Genomic DNA, 14,839 nt, shown 5'->3' with positions numbered 1-14,839 from the left:
ACTTATCAAAGTATGAAACGCATTTCGCGTAAAAATATAGTGTCACCAATTGGATTTAAAGCGGCTGGTATGCATTGTGGCATTAAATATAAAAAAAGTGATTTAGCACTGTTGATTAGTGAAGTGCCAGCGAGTGTCGCAGGGGTTTTTACAACAAACGCAATACAGGCGGCACCACTCCTTGTCACAAAAGAGGTTGTCCAACAGACAGGCAAGATGCAAGCGATCATTGTCAATTCAGGAAATGCTAATGCCTGCACAGGGAAACAAGGCTTGATGGATGCACTAGTTATGCAACAAACGACGGCAGAAAAGCTGGGCATTGCACCGGAATTGGTTGGCGTCGCATCGACAGGGGTGATTGGTGAAATCATGAAGATGGAGCCGGTTGTCAAAGGTATCCAAAAGATACAGCCGATCGGTGAATTGGAAGGGGCTATCCACTTTTCACAAGCCATATTGACGACGGATACGGTGACGAAAAATACAGCATATAGCGTGATGATTGATGACAAAGAAATCATTATTGCGGGAACTGCAAAAGGCTCCGGCATGATTGCGCCGAATATGGCCACAATGCTTGGCTTTATGACAACAGATGCCAATATCGAATCCATTCATTTACAAGAGGCTTTGAAGCAAGTAACGGACCAAACGTTTAACGCGATTACTGTTGATGGTGATACTTCTACCAATGATATGGTGGTGATCATGGCGAACGGCTTGGCAGGGAATAATTCCTTGACGCCTGCACATCCAGATTGGTCACAATTTGTGGAAACTTTGCATGCAGTATCGCAAGACTTGGCGAAAATGATTGCCAAAGATGGCGAGGGTGCAACGAAGCTAATTGAAGTGGAAGTGGTAGGAGCGATTTCGGAAGCAGAGGCCCGAATGATTGCTAAAACGGTTGTTGGTTCACCCCTTGTGAAAACGGCTGTCTTTGGGTGTGATGCGAACTGGGGGCGCATTATCGCGGCGATTGGCTATAGCGGGGCGACGCTAGACCCGTATGCCATTACGATTAAAATTGGCTCAACAACTGTCGTTGAAAACGGGGAACCTATATTATTTTCTGAACAGGAATTGCTTGTTTATTTGAAACAGCCTGAAGTGAAGTTCACTGTCGAACTTCATCAAGGAAACGGCCAAGGAATAGCATGGGGGTGCGACTTAACATATGACTATGTCCAAATCAATGCAACCTATCGAACGTAAACGAATCGTTATTAAATTAGGCGGCAGTATGCTAGAAGGGTTGCAGGATAGCTTTTTTAAGAAATGCGCGCAACTGCAAGACGCTGGCAATGATCTTGTCATTGTCCATGGTGGCGGTCCTGCTATCAATCAACAACTAGCCAAAAATGGCGTCACTTCGACTGTTGTAAGTGGGATTCGCGTAACATCGCAAGAAGCTGTGGGAATCGTTCAATCCACACTCATTGGTCAAGTGAATCCTGCCCTTGTGCATCAGTTGAACAAGGGGGGCATCAAAGCTATTGGTCTCAGTGGATATGATGGAAAGTTACTGTCATGTACGCTATTAGATGAAGAATTATATGGCGCTGTTGGCGAAATCCAGCACGTTCACGCTGAATTACTCGAAACAATTCTTGCATCAGGTCTGGTTCCAGTTCTTTCGTGTATGGGGGCAACGGATGAAGGGGCACCTCTTAATATTAATGCGGATACGGTTGCCAGTGAGGTTGCACTCGCGATCAAAGCGGAAAGTCTGCTTCTTGTGACAGATACGCCTGGTATTAAAATACAAGACGAAGTCCAACGAGTTGTGACACCTGTTGCGATTGCTCAGTGGATTGGTACAGGTGACATATACGGGGGAATGTTACCGAAAGTGAATGCCGCGCTAGATTGTTTGGATGCCGGCATTCCTTCGGTACACATCGTGGGTCAGGAATTGGAAGGAACTTCAATTGAATCCGAGGGGGTCTTTACTTGAGTTCGTTATTTCAAAATTATGCACGCCGACCTGTCCATATTGTAAAAGGGCAGGGAACGGTTGTGACAGATGATAAAGGGAAAAATTATCTTGATTTTACAAGCGGCATCGCGGTTGTCAGTTTGGGTCATGCGCATCCTGCAATTGTTGGGGCGCTCCAGCAACAAAGTGAAAAACTATGGCATATCTCTAATTTGTTTGTTAGTCCCGAGCAGGAGCAGTTGGCAGCTGGGCTTGTGCAAGATACACCCTTTGGTCAAGCTTTCTTTTGTAATAGCGGTGCAGAAGCCAATGAGGCAGCGATTAAATTAGCACGTAAACATACGCAGAAAAACGTCATCATTACATTTGAACAATCCTTTCATGGGCGGACGTTTGGCGCTATGTCTGCGACAGGGCAAGAAAAAGTACGGCAAGGGTTTGGTCCCTTATTAGAAACATTTCGAACCATTCCATACAATGACAAACAACAGCTTGAAGCCGCGATTGATGATGATGTAGCTGCGATCATGCTAGAAGTCATTCAAGGAGAGGGAGGAGTTAACCAGCTTGACCCGGATGTGGCTCAAGCGATTACGGCTATTTGCCAGGAGAAGGGCATTTTATTGATCATCGATGAAGTGCAGACGGGCATTAGTCGAACGGGGACGCGCTATGCGTATGAGCAAACCCCTCTTCATCCGGACATCCTTACACTTGCTAAAGGGTTAGGTGGAGGATTCCCGATTGGTGCAATGCTCGGGACCAAAGTGCTTGCTGACTCATTTGGCCCTGGAACACATGGCACAACATTTGGTGGTAATCCACTAGCCGTAGCTGTTGCACAAACGGTTACTGATATCGTTTTTCAGGAAGAGTTTTTGCAGGAAGTAAAAAGTAAAGCCGACTACCTAATAGATAAGTTACAGAAAACGTTGCCGCAAGATGACTTTACGATACGCGGTGCGGGTTTGTTACTGGGAATTGAGTGTAAAGATGAGGTTGTGCCGTTCATTCAACAAGCGGAAGATGCGGGCTTATTGCTTGTTCAAGCAGGACCAAATGTACTCCGACTTCTCCCACCGCTAACCGTTACAATTAGCGAGTTGGACCAAGCGGTAGACATTCTTGCATCAATTTTGGTCACCAATACATCGACGGTTTCTTGAGGATGTTTTGAATTAAGGTGTTCAGTGAAACGCCATTCAATAGAACATTATCTAACAAGATGAAAACAAACGGATCTGCCATTATTGGTGGATCCGTTTGTTTTGAATTTTACGGATCGATCCCCCATAAAAAAATAGGTATTTTATGCCATTAACATCTGATTGGATGCACCGTCTGAATCAATTCCGATGATTTTTGAAACTTAAAGCGTGAATATCCCGTAATACAGATGATGTTAAAAACGGGAAATGGTTAGTAGGTTTACGCCGATTATTCGGAGTGAGCCTGTTTCTGAATGGGATCAAAACTGGCTAATAAGAAGGTGAATGATTTGACGAGGCGACAGCAAGATCGGGATGGGAAACGGATAGGTTATGAGTTATTGGCGTTCGCTTTTTTCGTTTTTCTGATTTACATCATTATTGTCAATTGGCAAAGGAACGAAGATGTCAAATTAGAGAAGGAAATGAATGCGGAGACTGCTACCGTGTTTGGTAAGACTGCTGAAAAGCACCTCTTCAGTGGAATAACATATATTATCCTGTTACAGCCGGAACTGTTAGAAAAAACGGTTTTGCAAATACCTAAGGACTATCGGGTGGCCGTTTCGCAATCGGAATTCGAGGCGCTAGAAATTGGTGACACAATCAATGGCTATTCGATTCAAGGCGTCTTTTATACACTGAGCGAACTCAAGTATGAGGATAAGTGGTTTTACATCGTTTTATGTCTAGTGGGTATTTATCCACTAGGGTACATCATGTATATCTTATTCAAAATCAAAAAAGTCGAGGAGTTTATCAGTCGTCTTGATTTCGGCTTGGGCGTTATCATGTACACGGTTTTTTGGGGAGGATTGATTGTCTTTCTGCTTTTCATGTATCGTGAAATGGCTGCTGACCTAAAAAACGGCTATGAAAAATTTTACGGAAAAGAGTACATAGAAACCGTGGCGACAATTACCGATCATTATAACTATCATGGTTCGGGGAGAGACCCGCAGCAGTATTATTACTTGGCGCTCACATACCAGGATGGATCTGGAGAGAGGTTTTATCTAACAAAAGAAGTGCGAAGGAACACGTATCTTAATTACTTAGATGAGCAGTTACTTATCAAATATAAGAAAGACAATCCCTATAATGCATTTGCCGGCGAGACGGAGAAAAAAGATGTCTTTAATTTCTTAATGACCGTAAAGATATGGTTGCACTTTCTTGTCATTATCCTGACTCTATTGCTCAGCTACGCTCTTTTTTTGATGAATCGAAAACGGAGAACAGGTAGTTATCGGAAATAAAAATAAATATTAAAAATGTGTAACTTCTTCCAGTGTACTCCGTCAAATACAATGTACGGCGAAAAAGAGGAGGAAATAGGATGAAAAAAATCAGTACAATCGCAATGGCAGCACTATTGGCAGGAAGCACGGTAGGTGGCTATTCAGCACTTGCACAAGAAAATGTGGCACCAATTGCAGCCGACAAAGAGCTGGTACAAGTACAAAATACTACGAATTTCATGAAAGCTACAGGCATTATTCAAGAAATTGAACAACAAAAGGATGGCATTCGTGTAACGATTGAAAATGAAGAAAAAATAGTCACAATTTTAAACATCAACAAGGACTCCCTACTTTTCAATAGTGGGACGACAAACGGGTTGAAACAAGAGGATTTGAAAAAAGGGGCGGAAGTCGAAGCTTATTTCGATAAAAACAAGCCGATGATCTTGATTTATCCAACAACTGTGACACCTGAAATTGTCATCGTTAAAGACGAAAAAGCATACGGAGAAGTGAAAATCAGCCAGTTCGACAAGGACTTCCTTAGCCTAGATGGCGAACTAAAATTGAACATTGGTGAAGAGACGCCTCTTTTCAATCAACAAGGGCAAGCAATCGAAATGAAAGATTTACAGGGTAAAGAATTGATGGTATTCTACTCAATTACAACAAGAAGTCTACCACCACAAACACCACCAACTAAAATTATTGCTTTGGATAATACAACAGGTGTAGATGAAATTATTGCCAACGACCATTACATAAAAGATGGCGTCAAAATGATTCCACTTCGTAAAGTAGCTGAGCAACTAGGATACAATGTCAAACACGAACCAAAAATCAATGGCGCAATCGTTACTTTACAAAACAGTTCATTTACGATTACACGTGGTGAAAAAACGTATGGTTACAACAAAAGTATCCAGAAATTTGAAGTAGCACCTGAATTGAAAGATATGAAAACGTATGTCTCAGAAGACTTCCTTGAATTACTAATTCAAGACTAATAACAAATAGTAGTTAAGGTGAAAAAAGGCTTCGGCGCCTTACCAGTTTTATTTAATAAAAGGAAGCTTGCAACGTCTGTCTTGAAACTCGGCAGATGTTGCAAGCTTTTTTGTTGTGGCAAAAACGATTTTGCATCTAGCGCGCTTGTCATACATAGAATAAGACGATGGCCGATTATCCCAAAAAGGATGTGTTTAAGCGTGTATTCCAATAAATTTAATCAAAATAAGAATTCTACATACACGCTAAACGATCTCTTGAAGGGCAAGGATATAGAAATTGTTGCAGCATCGCTTCTTCTGCTTGGTAAATTGAAAGTCGATTCGGTCACATTATATCGGGACAGACCGGTAGTTGCAGTTACCTTGTTAGGCGAATTTAAAAAAATAGATGGGAAAAAAGTAGATGAAATGTCCGATTTTTTGGAGAAGAATGGTCATATGACGATAGATGAATTATTCGACGGTATAAAGAAGCGAATGAATAGGGACAGGGGGGAGTCGAAGTGAGTGAAATACCTAATTTTGATGGCGTAAAGTTTCTCGATACAATCATCTTAATCGTATTCCTATTACTACTCGTTTTTGGTACAACAAAACTCGGGAACTTGGAAGACGTAGAAGGCCTAGTTTAAATATCAAAAAAAGTTACCTCAGCAGTCGAATTCTTGGCTTATGAGATAACTTTTTTCAATTGGTTAATACACGACTAGATTATGTTGGGACCTTGCATTCTTGATACGAAGTAAATCGGACAATGTTGTAATTCCTTTCCCTTCAAGACGACTCTTCAATCGTTTTTAATATACCTATTGTGCCGCGGTCTCTTTTCATCATCACGTCTTTGGCGGTAAGTGTAGCAATCGTTCATTGGGCAATGACCCTTAGAGCAAGGTCTTTTTCCGTAATGATACCCGTTAGCCGTTGTGCATCATCTACAACCATTACAGAACTGATGGAGTGTTCAACTAGCAACTGGGCGATTTCTTGCACGGTCACATCTTCGGTCACGGTCCTTGCTGGCGAATTCATGAATTCCTTCACGCGACGGACATATGGCTCGCTATCCCCCCAATCATCAGCTGTTTTTATCTGTTCGATAAGGGAAGCGTAGACATTCGCAAGTCGGGTAGGCATTCTCCTTAAAATAGAATCACGAACAGCCTCATCGTGGAACCTTTGTTTGACAACGGCAAAGGGGATTTGCAGGCAGTAGGAATCTTCTACAACTTCTATTTCAAGTTGATGGCGGTCATAAGGACGATTGGATTCTCCCAAGTAATAAGCGATGTTGGAAAAACCAATCACCTCTCCTTCCTGGAGTACCTCAAGAACTGTAGATTTGCCATCCTCTATGACAATGAATACATCAGCCATCCCTTTTAAAATAAGCAATAGCCTAGCCCCTCATCAGGCGTTTTAAAATAATCGACCTTTTCTGCCTTGCGGTAATGATTCAGTTTACATTCGCTCATTAGAACAGCAAAGTTATCGTCTGATAGTCCTATAAATAAAGTTTGGCCATGAATTTTTTTATAGATATCTTGTTGGTCATCCGTCCCCATTTTTTCTCGACCGTCTTTGCCTATAATAAAACCCCCTCCATCTAAAAATACTAGGGGAGGGGGCAACTCGTGCATGAAAGGATAGATTAGCTTTCTAACTCTCTATAACCTGTTTCGGCTTTAAACTTAACTTCGGCATAAGAAATTTCTTCTGCCTCGTGTTTTTTACTTGAAACAAGTGTCCCAATAATGGCAGCTAGGAATCCTGCTGGAACTGAAATGATTGCCGGGTTCGCATACGGGAAGATTGGATTCCCCACAAAGAACGCCACTCCAGGATCAGGATGAATAACGCTAGGGCTTAACGCAACGAGAACGAGTGCAACGATCAATCCCGTTAACATGGAAGCCACTGCGCCTGTTGTATTGAACTTCTTCCAATAGATTGTGAATAGGATTGTCGGAACGTTTGCCGAGGCAGCGATACAGAATGCCAATGAAACGAGAAAAGCAACATTCAATTTTTCTGCGCCGAGCGCTAAAATGATAGAGAAAACAGCAACGCTAATGGCTGCAATTCTAGCAGCACGTACTTGTTGTTTCTCTGTCACTTTTCCTTTTTTTATAATTTCGCCGTAAATATCATGTGCAATTGCTGAAGCACCTGATAATACAAGTCCAGCAACAACGGCTAGAATTGTAGCAAACGCGACAGCTGCAACAAATGACTCCAACGCACTGCCGCCTAACACACCAGCAAGCATAGGTGCAGCCATATTCCCGGCGGCGTTTTCAGCGATAATGGCATCTGCACCAACAAACTTCGCCGCACCGAATCCAAGGAAAATCGTCAACACATAGAATATACCAATAATCCAAACCGCGTAAATGACGGAAGACCGTGCTGTTTTCGCATCTTTTACTGTAAAGAAACGCATAAGGATATGCGGCAAACCAGCAGTCCCCAACACAAGTGCAATAAGAACCGAAATGAGACCAATTGGATCTTTATAGACGATCCCTGAATGTAAGAACGCGTCGCCATGCGGTGTTGCTGTTCTCATCGCATCGAACATACCGATAAAGTTAAAATTGAATTTTAAAAGGACAAGGAACGAAATAATAATGGTACCGATCATAAGTAAAACGGCTTTAATAATTTGTACCCAACTTGTTGCAGTCATTCCACCAAATAAGACATAGATGGTCATCATCACACCAACGATTAATACAGAAATCGAATAAGGAATACCAAGAAGTAGTTTAATAAGTGCGCCTGCACCTACAAGCTGAGCAAGCATGTAAAATAGCACGATTGTAATCGTATTAAGAGCGGCAGCACCCCGAACTTTTCTAGCGCCAAAACGAGCACCAATCATATCCGCCATTGTAAATTTCCCTAGATTACGAAGCGGCTCGGCGATTAAAAATAACACGAATAAGTAAGCGACTAAGAAACCTACACTATAGTAAAAGCCATCAAATCCGTTTAGTGCGACAGCTCCCGCAATTCCTAGAAATGAAGCGGCAGACAAGTAGTCACCGGCAATCGCCATCCCGTTTTGCCAACCGGTTAAGGAACCACCCGCGGTATAGAAGTCACTTGCAGTTGTTGTTTGTTTCGCAGCCCAGTATGTAATTCCGAGTGTAAGTACAATGACTGAAACAAATATTAAGACTGATACGAATCCCACGATTGTATTCCCCCTTTAGTTCATCACATTTTTCTTTATAATGTCTTCAACTTCTTTATCGAAGTCTTTCGCTTTGTTCATATAGATAGAAGTAAATAGCCATACCATAATGAATAGGCCGAATGAGTAGACCCAAGTCCAGGTCATCCAACCAATCGCACGGTTTTCAAGAATTTTTGTGTAACCGGTTAGAATAGGAAGTATGAAATATGCAAGTGTAAAGAAAATGACATACGGTGTAGCAAATTTGTTTTTTCGTTTGACCAAACCCTTAAATTCAGGCGTGTTGATAATCTTTTCATAATCGAGTTTAGTTGCAACTTTTTTATTCTTCAAAGCCCGACCCATGATCCCATCCCCTTTTTTAGTAATAAAAGATTACATAGTAAGATTCCTAGCGCATTGAGCCCCCTCTAGGTGAAAACGTTTACATTTTTTCAGTGATTCTGTTACAAAATTCCTGAAAAAAGATAGTATTGTTATAGAACACTTCATCCACAATACCAAACCTTCTGACGATTAACAAGGTCTTTCTTTCAGAATAATATAAATGTTTATTTTTATCTCAATCATGAAGTAAATTAGAGTGAGAGCGTTGAATTTATTCAATTGCTCAAAGAAAAATCCCCAATGCGAAAGTCAAGCGCATTGGGGATTGTCATCTAGAATGTCTACTCCATCTTAGCAATAATCTTATTCACAGTATTTTGATTGCGAGCAGTAGAATGCATATTCAACTTCTTTTCAAAAAAGGTATTTGTATATTTCGTTTGATGGTAGCTTTTTGATAGTGTGATAATGATATTTTTATGATGTACGATGGTGAATTCATCATCTATTAATTCGGTAAGTAATGCGTGTTGCTCATCCGAAATGTGCTTTTCTAAAAATAGGACATACACTTGTTCTTTTGAAAATATATCGTGCTGCTGAATCTCTAGGAGTTCTTGCTTGGTTCGCACAACAACAGGAATATCAAACCCGTATGTGTCCTGTAGGAGCGTTTCAATTTGTTGAATGTCGTAAGATGTGCCTTCAAAAAGGACATTGCCAGTTTGAATATACGTGCGGACATTTGTATAGGCCATTTGCTCAAAAAGGGATTTTAAGGATTTCATATCGACTTTGTTTTTCTTCCCGAGATTAATGCCTCTAAGCAAAGCGACAGATGACATATTCATCACTCCGAATTCAGTTATATTTTGAAGCAATAGACTACTTGGTCCCCCTAGTGTTTGGTGGAATATCAGGTGTCTAGGGATCATGAAAAAAACTAACTATTAACATATCCCGAACCTTTATATTAACTTTACACCACAATTATAGAGTAATCTAATAATGTCAATCACATTTTGGGGAGGATTTTTTATGAAATATCATCAAATTAAACACACCGATCTAAACGTTTCCAACATGATTATGGGTAATATGCGCTTGACGCAGCTATCATTACTTGAAATTGAGCAGTTGATCCACACAGCACTTGATGAGGGCATTAACTTCTTTGATCATGCAGATATCTATGGTCAGGGGCGATGTGAAGAATTATTTGCCAAGGCTATCCAGATGAATCCTAGTATTCGTGAAAAAATGATTTTGCAAAGTAAATGTGGGATTAAGGGCCAAGAAAACTACTTTGATTTTTCTAAAGGGCATATCCTTGACTCTGTCGATGGGATTTTAAAGCGTTTACAAACCGATTATTTGGACTTGCTATTGCTTCATCGTCCTGATCCATTAATGGAGCCCGAAGAGGTTGCCGAAGCATTTGAAACGTTGCACAGTAGCGGTAAAGTAAAATATTTCGGCGTGTCCAATCATAATCCCGCACAGATTGAACTGTTGCAAAAATATACACCCCATAAATTAGTCGTCAACCAAGTTCAGTTTAGCATCGCCCACACACCAATGATTGATGCGGGCATTGCATTAAATATGAACATAGACCAAGCTATCAATCGCGATAGCAGTGTACTCGAATATTGCCGTCTGCATGATATTCAGCTTCAAGCATGGTCACCATTCCAAAATGGATTCTTTGCTGGCCCGTTTTTAGGCGATCTGGAGAAGTTTTCAGAGTTGAATAAAGTGATAGACGAAATTGCCGATCATTATCACGTAACAAACACAGCAATTGCTACCGCTTGGATTACCCGCCATCCGGCAAACATCCAAGTCGTGCTCGGAACAACGAATCCTCAGCGCTTAAAAGACGCATGTGCAGGTGCGGAAATTAAGTTAACACGAAAAGAATGGTATGACATTTATAAAGCTGCCGGGAATATTGTACCTTAATTCTCCAGCAACTCATTTTTTCTTTATCTGCTAGTAGAATGCGGAAATTATGGAGGGAAACACGTTGGAGATTCGAGAAGTAAGACTAACCTAAAAGAAGAAGTAGTAACTTTTGACGGCACTGTTGATAAAGTAGTTGTTTACGAAGATGGGAAATCAGTTGTATTAACTGCGGATAGAAAAATGGCTACACAAAAAGCACGTAAATTAACTGTTAACAATATTAAAGCTGGCGATAACAAATCGGGCGCTTTTGGCGAACAAGAGGGGCTTCAACTCTATTTCCTTCTTGAACTAACGCAGCAGGTTAGTTGAACAAGAAAAATAATAATAGCGAATATATAGAGTGTCAGTAATCAGTGATTGTGGTAGTGATATGGGGAAGAAAATATGGTTATTAATTAATGAGAGTTTGAGTGTCTTAAAAAAGAAGACATATTCCCTTTAGCGCGGGGAATATGTCTTCTTTGTCTTTTTTACTGCAATAAATGTGCTTTTTGTAAACATGTTGGTGGTACCCCATATAGTAATACAAAAAAAGCCTTCAAGAAAAAATATTAAAGGTAAATGTAAGAGATACATTCTATTTCTTAAATGGAATATTCAACAATTCTGGAACTGTGACAAATTCATAGCCTTGCTCTTGTAGTTTTGGGATAATTTGGTGAAGTGATTCGATCGTATTCGTTCGATCTCCACCCGATTCTGCCCCATCGTGCATGAGAATAATCGCGCCTGGATGAATGTTGTCTACTACATTCGAAGCAATAACTTCCGGCGGGTCTTCCTGCCAATCCAACGAATCAACCGACCAGGCAATCACGTAATAGTTCATTTCCCTAAGCTTCTCGACTAATTCATTGTATAAGAAGCCATATGGTGGTCTAAATAATTTTGTCCGGTAACCAATAATGTCGTTAAGAGCATCTTCCGTTCTAGTTACTTCCCTCTCTAGGGTTCCGAGGTCGGATTCTTTGACAAGGTTAGGATGGGCGTAGGTATGGTTTCCGATTACATGACCCTCGTTTTGCATTCGCTTGACAATTTCAGGGTTAGTAACGGCTTTTGAACCTAACACGAAGAATGTTGCTGGTACATTGTACTGTTTTAATACATCTAATACATCATTTGAAAAACGTGGATCAGGACCATCATCAAAAGTTAAAGCAACTCGTTTTTGATCAGTAGGACCTTGTAAGAAAAATATTTCTGGATACCGTTGTTGTAAAATTCTTAGGTCAACAGGCTGCAGAGGATCCCGCCCGGAATTTTCAGATCCTCCTTTAAGGTCAGGTAAATCTTCTTCCGGATCATTTCGTAAGTCCGCTTTCAACCATTGCCTCGATACATCTGCCAAGGGTCCCTCATTCGCATAAACAGTCATGATATCTGTTATATGCAAACAAAATAAAAACCCCGTAACCAACAACCACTTGAATATTCGTTCTTTCATCCATTCATCTCCTTTTTATATTGATACCCGTTTTAGCGATGGCTATTCTAACCTGAATGTGTTTTTATTACTCATAGTTGTTTAGCATAATAAAAATTTCATTTTTTGTTCAACTAACGGTTTTGTTGAACTTATTTAACTAAAGGGACAGGTTAGTTCAAGAAATTGATAAGTTATATGGTGTAATATGGGATGATTTCATTATCAAAAAACGATTTGTATATAAGAGGAATTAAAAGGAGGGTCCTTAATTGGTGCTATAAATGAGAAGGTTAACCAAAGTAAATCTAGTTATGTAGTTTTTGCTTTTATTGGTGCTGGATTGGGTGCATTTTTAGGACTAGTTGCTTTTGTGAAAGATTGGATATGATTCTATAACAACCATTTTGTAATTTGTGATAAATTGCACTTAAATAAACAGCGGAAAGAGTTGAAGATCAATAAATAGATCGTTTCAGCTCTTTTACTTATAGTGCTAACGTGGTGCTTTACTCCAATTAGGCATTAAGGAGCCTTTTCTTGTTGAACTAACGAGGCAGGTTAGTTCAATAAAAAGGAGTATTATCTCAACTTGTAGAAAACATTTAGATATGGACAATTCCGGGAAATAAAAAATGATTTTTAAGATAAATAAGCAAGTTCGTGTAACTAATAGCGTATACGTACATTATTGCAATAAGCGGAGAAGTTCTTGGACTGAAGGAGGGTATGTTAATGACAAAAACGAGGGTTTCACCTGAACTACATAGATATGCGGTTTGCGCCCCAGATGGTAATCCGATTAAGGATTATTACAAAGGTGTATTTGAGGAAGTCTTTCTCTTTTATCATCCTTTTATTAAACCAAAAACAATTGACTATAAACTCTTTGAGCCAAATACGTATCCAAGTAGAAATGACATTATAAAAAATTGTGAAATCGTTACTTGGAAACAGTTTCTAGAAATATCTAGCATAAAAAATTATCGACAATTAGATATTGGACTAAGAACTCTTATTTCAGGGCTAAATACAAAATTTGCAAATGAAGATATAGCTAAGGTAATTCAAGATGTATGTGTGAATAAAGAGATTGTTGCTCCTTCTGAGGGGTGTTTCCCAGAGCTTCTTATTACAGGCTTACTCGAGAGTATTAAAAAAGAGGGATATGAATGGATTTGGTATGGAGATGAATTTTGTACAGAACGAAAATTAGAATATATTGAAGATCTGGTTGAAGATTATAACTCTTTTCAAAACCATCCTATAAACCTTTTTACTCATGATAATAAAATATTGTTAACTACCCATTGGGATAGTCACTTTTCAATGTTATGCTCAGATAAAAATACAGTAAATAAAATAGTGGACTCTTGTAATTTGGAAGGTTTTTATTGCAGTGAACACACAGAAATATATTGGAGTATATTAAAATAGTTATTCAATAACGGGTGCTTTAGCAAAAACGGGCTGTCAGGAGACAGCCTCTATTGTTATTCAACTAAAGAAGCAGGTTTCTTGAATAAGGGGGTAATTTTTTGAAGAACAAAAAATTAAGGGCTGCATGGATTATTCCTAACGTGTTTTGTTATCTAATGTTTATCGGTGCTTTAATTTTTGTAGTTAGCAATGTGGAAGGCATTAAGGAGATTGAAGAAGCGCCGTATTGGGTTTTAATGTTGTCAGCACTTTTTGTAGTATCTTTTTTTGGGAGTATCCGAATATGGCAATGGATTGGCAAGGGGGAAATGTGAAAATGCTTATTAAACTGACCGGGTGCTTGAGTTAAATAAGCATTACTGAAGTCGACATACTAATTGTTGGCTTTTTTATTTCGCAGTAGCATCAACATCTTGTACGAGTTGTTTTTTATGCCTCTTAAGTGGGTAATTATGGTAGTGTGATAATATATGGTTCTTCAACTAACGAGGGAAATAAAGTGTGAAAAAGGAGAAAGTAAATGTCAGTTCATTCTGAGTCAAGAGAAAATGACAAGATTGTCATAATAGAATCTTTTACAGGTTGTAGAGATGGTATTGAATTCAGTTGGGAAGAAGCAAGAGATTTTAAAATAGGTGAATTTGTTTATTATTTGGATGGATTTAAAGACCCAGATTCTATATTTTCACAAGACCATCTTTCTTGGATGATACGTTTTAAAACTGGAGATGGACAAGAATATACGGCTAGTCAACTTTACTTTGTTACCAATGAGGTTTGGTGCAATTTAGAGAACTTTTTAAAGAATGATTTTCGCTTTGAGTAAGGATTGTATTATTCAACTCCCATGAAAGAACTTAATCACCTTTCATATTTTGTGGTGAAGTGCTGATTTTTGCGCTTCATGGATGGCTAACGGGTACTTTACTTGAAGATCATTGAGCTGATAAAACGGCTCTTTTCCTTATTGAACTAAAGAAGCAGCATTCCTGTTTGAAGGATGTTCGAGGTCTTGAAAGAAAAGGAGCCCTCTAGTATGATGCATGAGTGTCAACGACCATTGACCCATCAT

General features: G+C 39.6%; 17 protein-coding genes. 12 read left to right on the top strand and 5 right to left on the bottom strand.

Annotation, left to right across the window (positions count from 1 at the left end; translation table 11 throughout):
* Positions 1 to 12: 12 nt before the first annotated feature.
* The 7 genes from argJ to ACIQ0H_RS17740 all read left to right on the top strand — a co-directional run bounded on the left by argJ (position 13) and on the right by ACIQ0H_RS17740 (position 6,036).
* On the top strand, positions 13 to 1,218 hold the full coding sequence (gene argJ / locus ACIQ0H_RS17770; RefSeq protein WP_403418050.1) for a bifunctional ornithine acetyltransferase/N-acetylglutamate synthase: 1,206 nt from the start codon (positions 13 to 15) through the stop codon (positions 1,216 to 1,218).
* The gene (argB, locus tag ACIQ0H_RS17765) at positions 1,199 to 1,960 is read left to right on the top strand and encodes an acetylglutamate kinase (protein ID WP_403417654.1); all 762 of its coding nucleotides are present in this window, start codon (positions 1,199 to 1,201) and stop codon (positions 1,958 to 1,960) included. The genes argJ and argB overlap by 20 nt, the downstream gene beginning before the upstream one ends.
* Positions 1,957 to 3,108: an acetylornithine transaminase gene (locus ACIQ0H_RS17760; RefSeq protein WP_403417652.1), complete on the top strand. Its 1,152-nt coding sequence runs from the start codon at positions 1,957 to 1,959 to the stop codon at positions 3,106 to 3,108. The genes argB and ACIQ0H_RS17760 overlap by 4 nt, the downstream gene beginning before the upstream one ends.
* A gap of 296 nt (positions 3,109 to 3,404) precedes the next feature.
* Positions 3,405 to 4,409 carry a hypothetical protein gene (locus ACIQ0H_RS17755; RefSeq protein WP_403417650.1) on the top strand — a complete coding sequence of 335 codons (1,005 nt, stop codon included), beginning with the start codon at positions 3,405 to 3,407 and terminating at the stop codon, positions 4,407 to 4,409.
* A gap of 80 nt (positions 4,410 to 4,489) precedes the next feature.
* Positions 4,490 to 5,401 carry a stalk domain-containing protein gene (locus tag ACIQ0H_RS17750; RefSeq protein ID WP_403417647.1) on the top strand — a complete coding sequence of 304 codons (912 nt, stop codon included), beginning with the start codon at positions 4,490 to 4,492 and terminating at the stop codon, positions 5,399 to 5,401.
* Between the two features lie 201 nt (positions 5,402 to 5,602).
* Positions 5,603 to 5,911: a hypothetical protein gene (locus tag ACIQ0H_RS17745; protein WP_403417644.1), complete on the top strand. Its 309-nt coding sequence runs from the start codon at positions 5,603 to 5,605 to the stop codon at positions 5,909 to 5,911.
* Positions 5,908 to 6,036: a hypothetical protein gene (locus ACIQ0H_RS17740; RefSeq protein WP_403417641.1), complete on the top strand. Its 129-nt coding sequence runs from the start codon at positions 5,908 to 5,910 to the stop codon at positions 6,034 to 6,036. Before ACIQ0H_RS17745 ends, ACIQ0H_RS17740 begins: the two co-directional genes overlap by 4 nt.
* Positions 6,037 to 6,268: 232 nt before the next feature.
* Here ACIQ0H_RS17740 and ACIQ0H_RS17735 read toward each other — a convergent pair whose 3' ends face one another.
* The 4 genes from ACIQ0H_RS17735 to ACIQ0H_RS17720 form a co-directional block, all read right to left on the bottom strand.
* Complete coding sequence (locus ACIQ0H_RS17735; protein ID WP_403417638.1) at positions 6,269 to 6,796, bottom strand: CBS domain-containing protein; 528 nt, start codon at positions 6,794 to 6,796, stop codon at positions 6,269 to 6,271.
* Between the two features lie 256 nt (positions 6,797 to 7,052).
* A complete protein-coding gene (locus ACIQ0H_RS17730; protein WP_403417636.1) occupies positions 7,053 to 8,600 on the bottom strand; it encodes a solute symporter family protein in 1,548 nt (515 codons plus the stop codon).
* A 15-nt stretch (positions 8,601 to 8,615) separates the two neighbouring features.
* Entirely contained in the window at positions 8,616 to 8,948 is a 333-nt protein-coding gene (locus ACIQ0H_RS17725; protein ID WP_403417634.1) for a DUF485 domain-containing protein, read from the bottom strand.
* A gap of 323 nt (positions 8,949 to 9,271) precedes the next feature.
* Positions 9,272 to 9,811: a DUF1697 domain-containing protein gene (locus ACIQ0H_RS17720; protein WP_403417631.1), complete on the bottom strand. Its 540-nt coding sequence runs from the start codon at positions 9,809 to 9,811 to the stop codon at positions 9,272 to 9,274.
* Positions 9,812 to 9,968: 157 nt separating this feature from the next.
* On the opposite strand from ACIQ0H_RS17720, the gene ACIQ0H_RS17715 reads away from it, so the two are divergent.
* Both ACIQ0H_RS17715 and ACIQ0H_RS17710 read left to right on the top strand, forming a co-directional pair.
* Positions 9,969 to 10,895: an aldo/keto reductase gene (locus ACIQ0H_RS17715; RefSeq protein ID WP_403417628.1), complete on the top strand. Its 927-nt coding sequence runs from the start codon at positions 9,969 to 9,971 to the stop codon at positions 10,893 to 10,895.
* 183 nt (positions 10,896 to 11,078) lie between these two features.
* Positions 11,079 to 11,210 (top strand): hypothetical protein, encoded by a 132-nt coding sequence (locus ACIQ0H_RS17710; protein ID WP_403417625.1) that lies wholly within the window; start codon positions 11,079 to 11,081, stop codon positions 11,208 to 11,210.
* Between the two features lie 268 nt (positions 11,211 to 11,478).
* Here the strand turns inward: ACIQ0H_RS17710 and ACIQ0H_RS17705 are convergent, their stop codons facing one another.
* Positions 11,479 to 12,348, bottom strand: a complete 870-nt coding sequence (locus tag ACIQ0H_RS17705) for a polysaccharide deacetylase family protein (protein WP_403417622.1) — start codon at positions 12,346 to 12,348, stop codon at positions 11,479 to 11,481.
* Positions 12,349 to 13,062: 714 nt separating this feature from the next.
* Between ACIQ0H_RS17705 and ACIQ0H_RS17700 the strand changes: the two genes are divergently transcribed.
* The 3 genes from ACIQ0H_RS17700 to ACIQ0H_RS17690 all read left to right on the top strand — a co-directional run bounded on the left by ACIQ0H_RS17700 (position 13,063) and on the right by ACIQ0H_RS17690 (position 14,593).
* Positions 13,063 to 13,764 carry a DUF2711 family protein gene (locus ACIQ0H_RS17700; RefSeq protein WP_403417620.1) on the top strand — a complete coding sequence of 234 codons (702 nt, stop codon included), beginning with the start codon at positions 13,063 to 13,065 and terminating at the stop codon, positions 13,762 to 13,764.
* Between the two features lie 101 nt (positions 13,765 to 13,865).
* Positions 13,866 to 14,081: a hypothetical protein gene (locus ACIQ0H_RS17695; protein WP_403417617.1), complete on the top strand. Its 216-nt coding sequence runs from the start codon at positions 13,866 to 13,868 to the stop codon at positions 14,079 to 14,081.
* 206 nt (positions 14,082 to 14,287) lie between these two features.
* Entirely contained in the window at positions 14,288 to 14,593 is a 306-nt protein-coding gene (locus ACIQ0H_RS17690) for a hypothetical protein (protein WP_403417614.1), read from the top strand.
* The last annotated feature ends 246 nt before the right edge of the window (positions 14,594 to 14,839 follow it).

The organism is Sporosarcina sp. NPDC096371 (genome assembly GCF_044762865.1).
In the GTDB taxonomy this organism is placed as follows: Bacteria; Bacillota; Bacilli; order Bacillales_A; family Planococcaceae; genus Sporosarcina.
The sequence above is the reverse complement of the archived record's forward strand: the minus strand, read 5'-3'. Positions and strand labels throughout refer to the sequence as shown.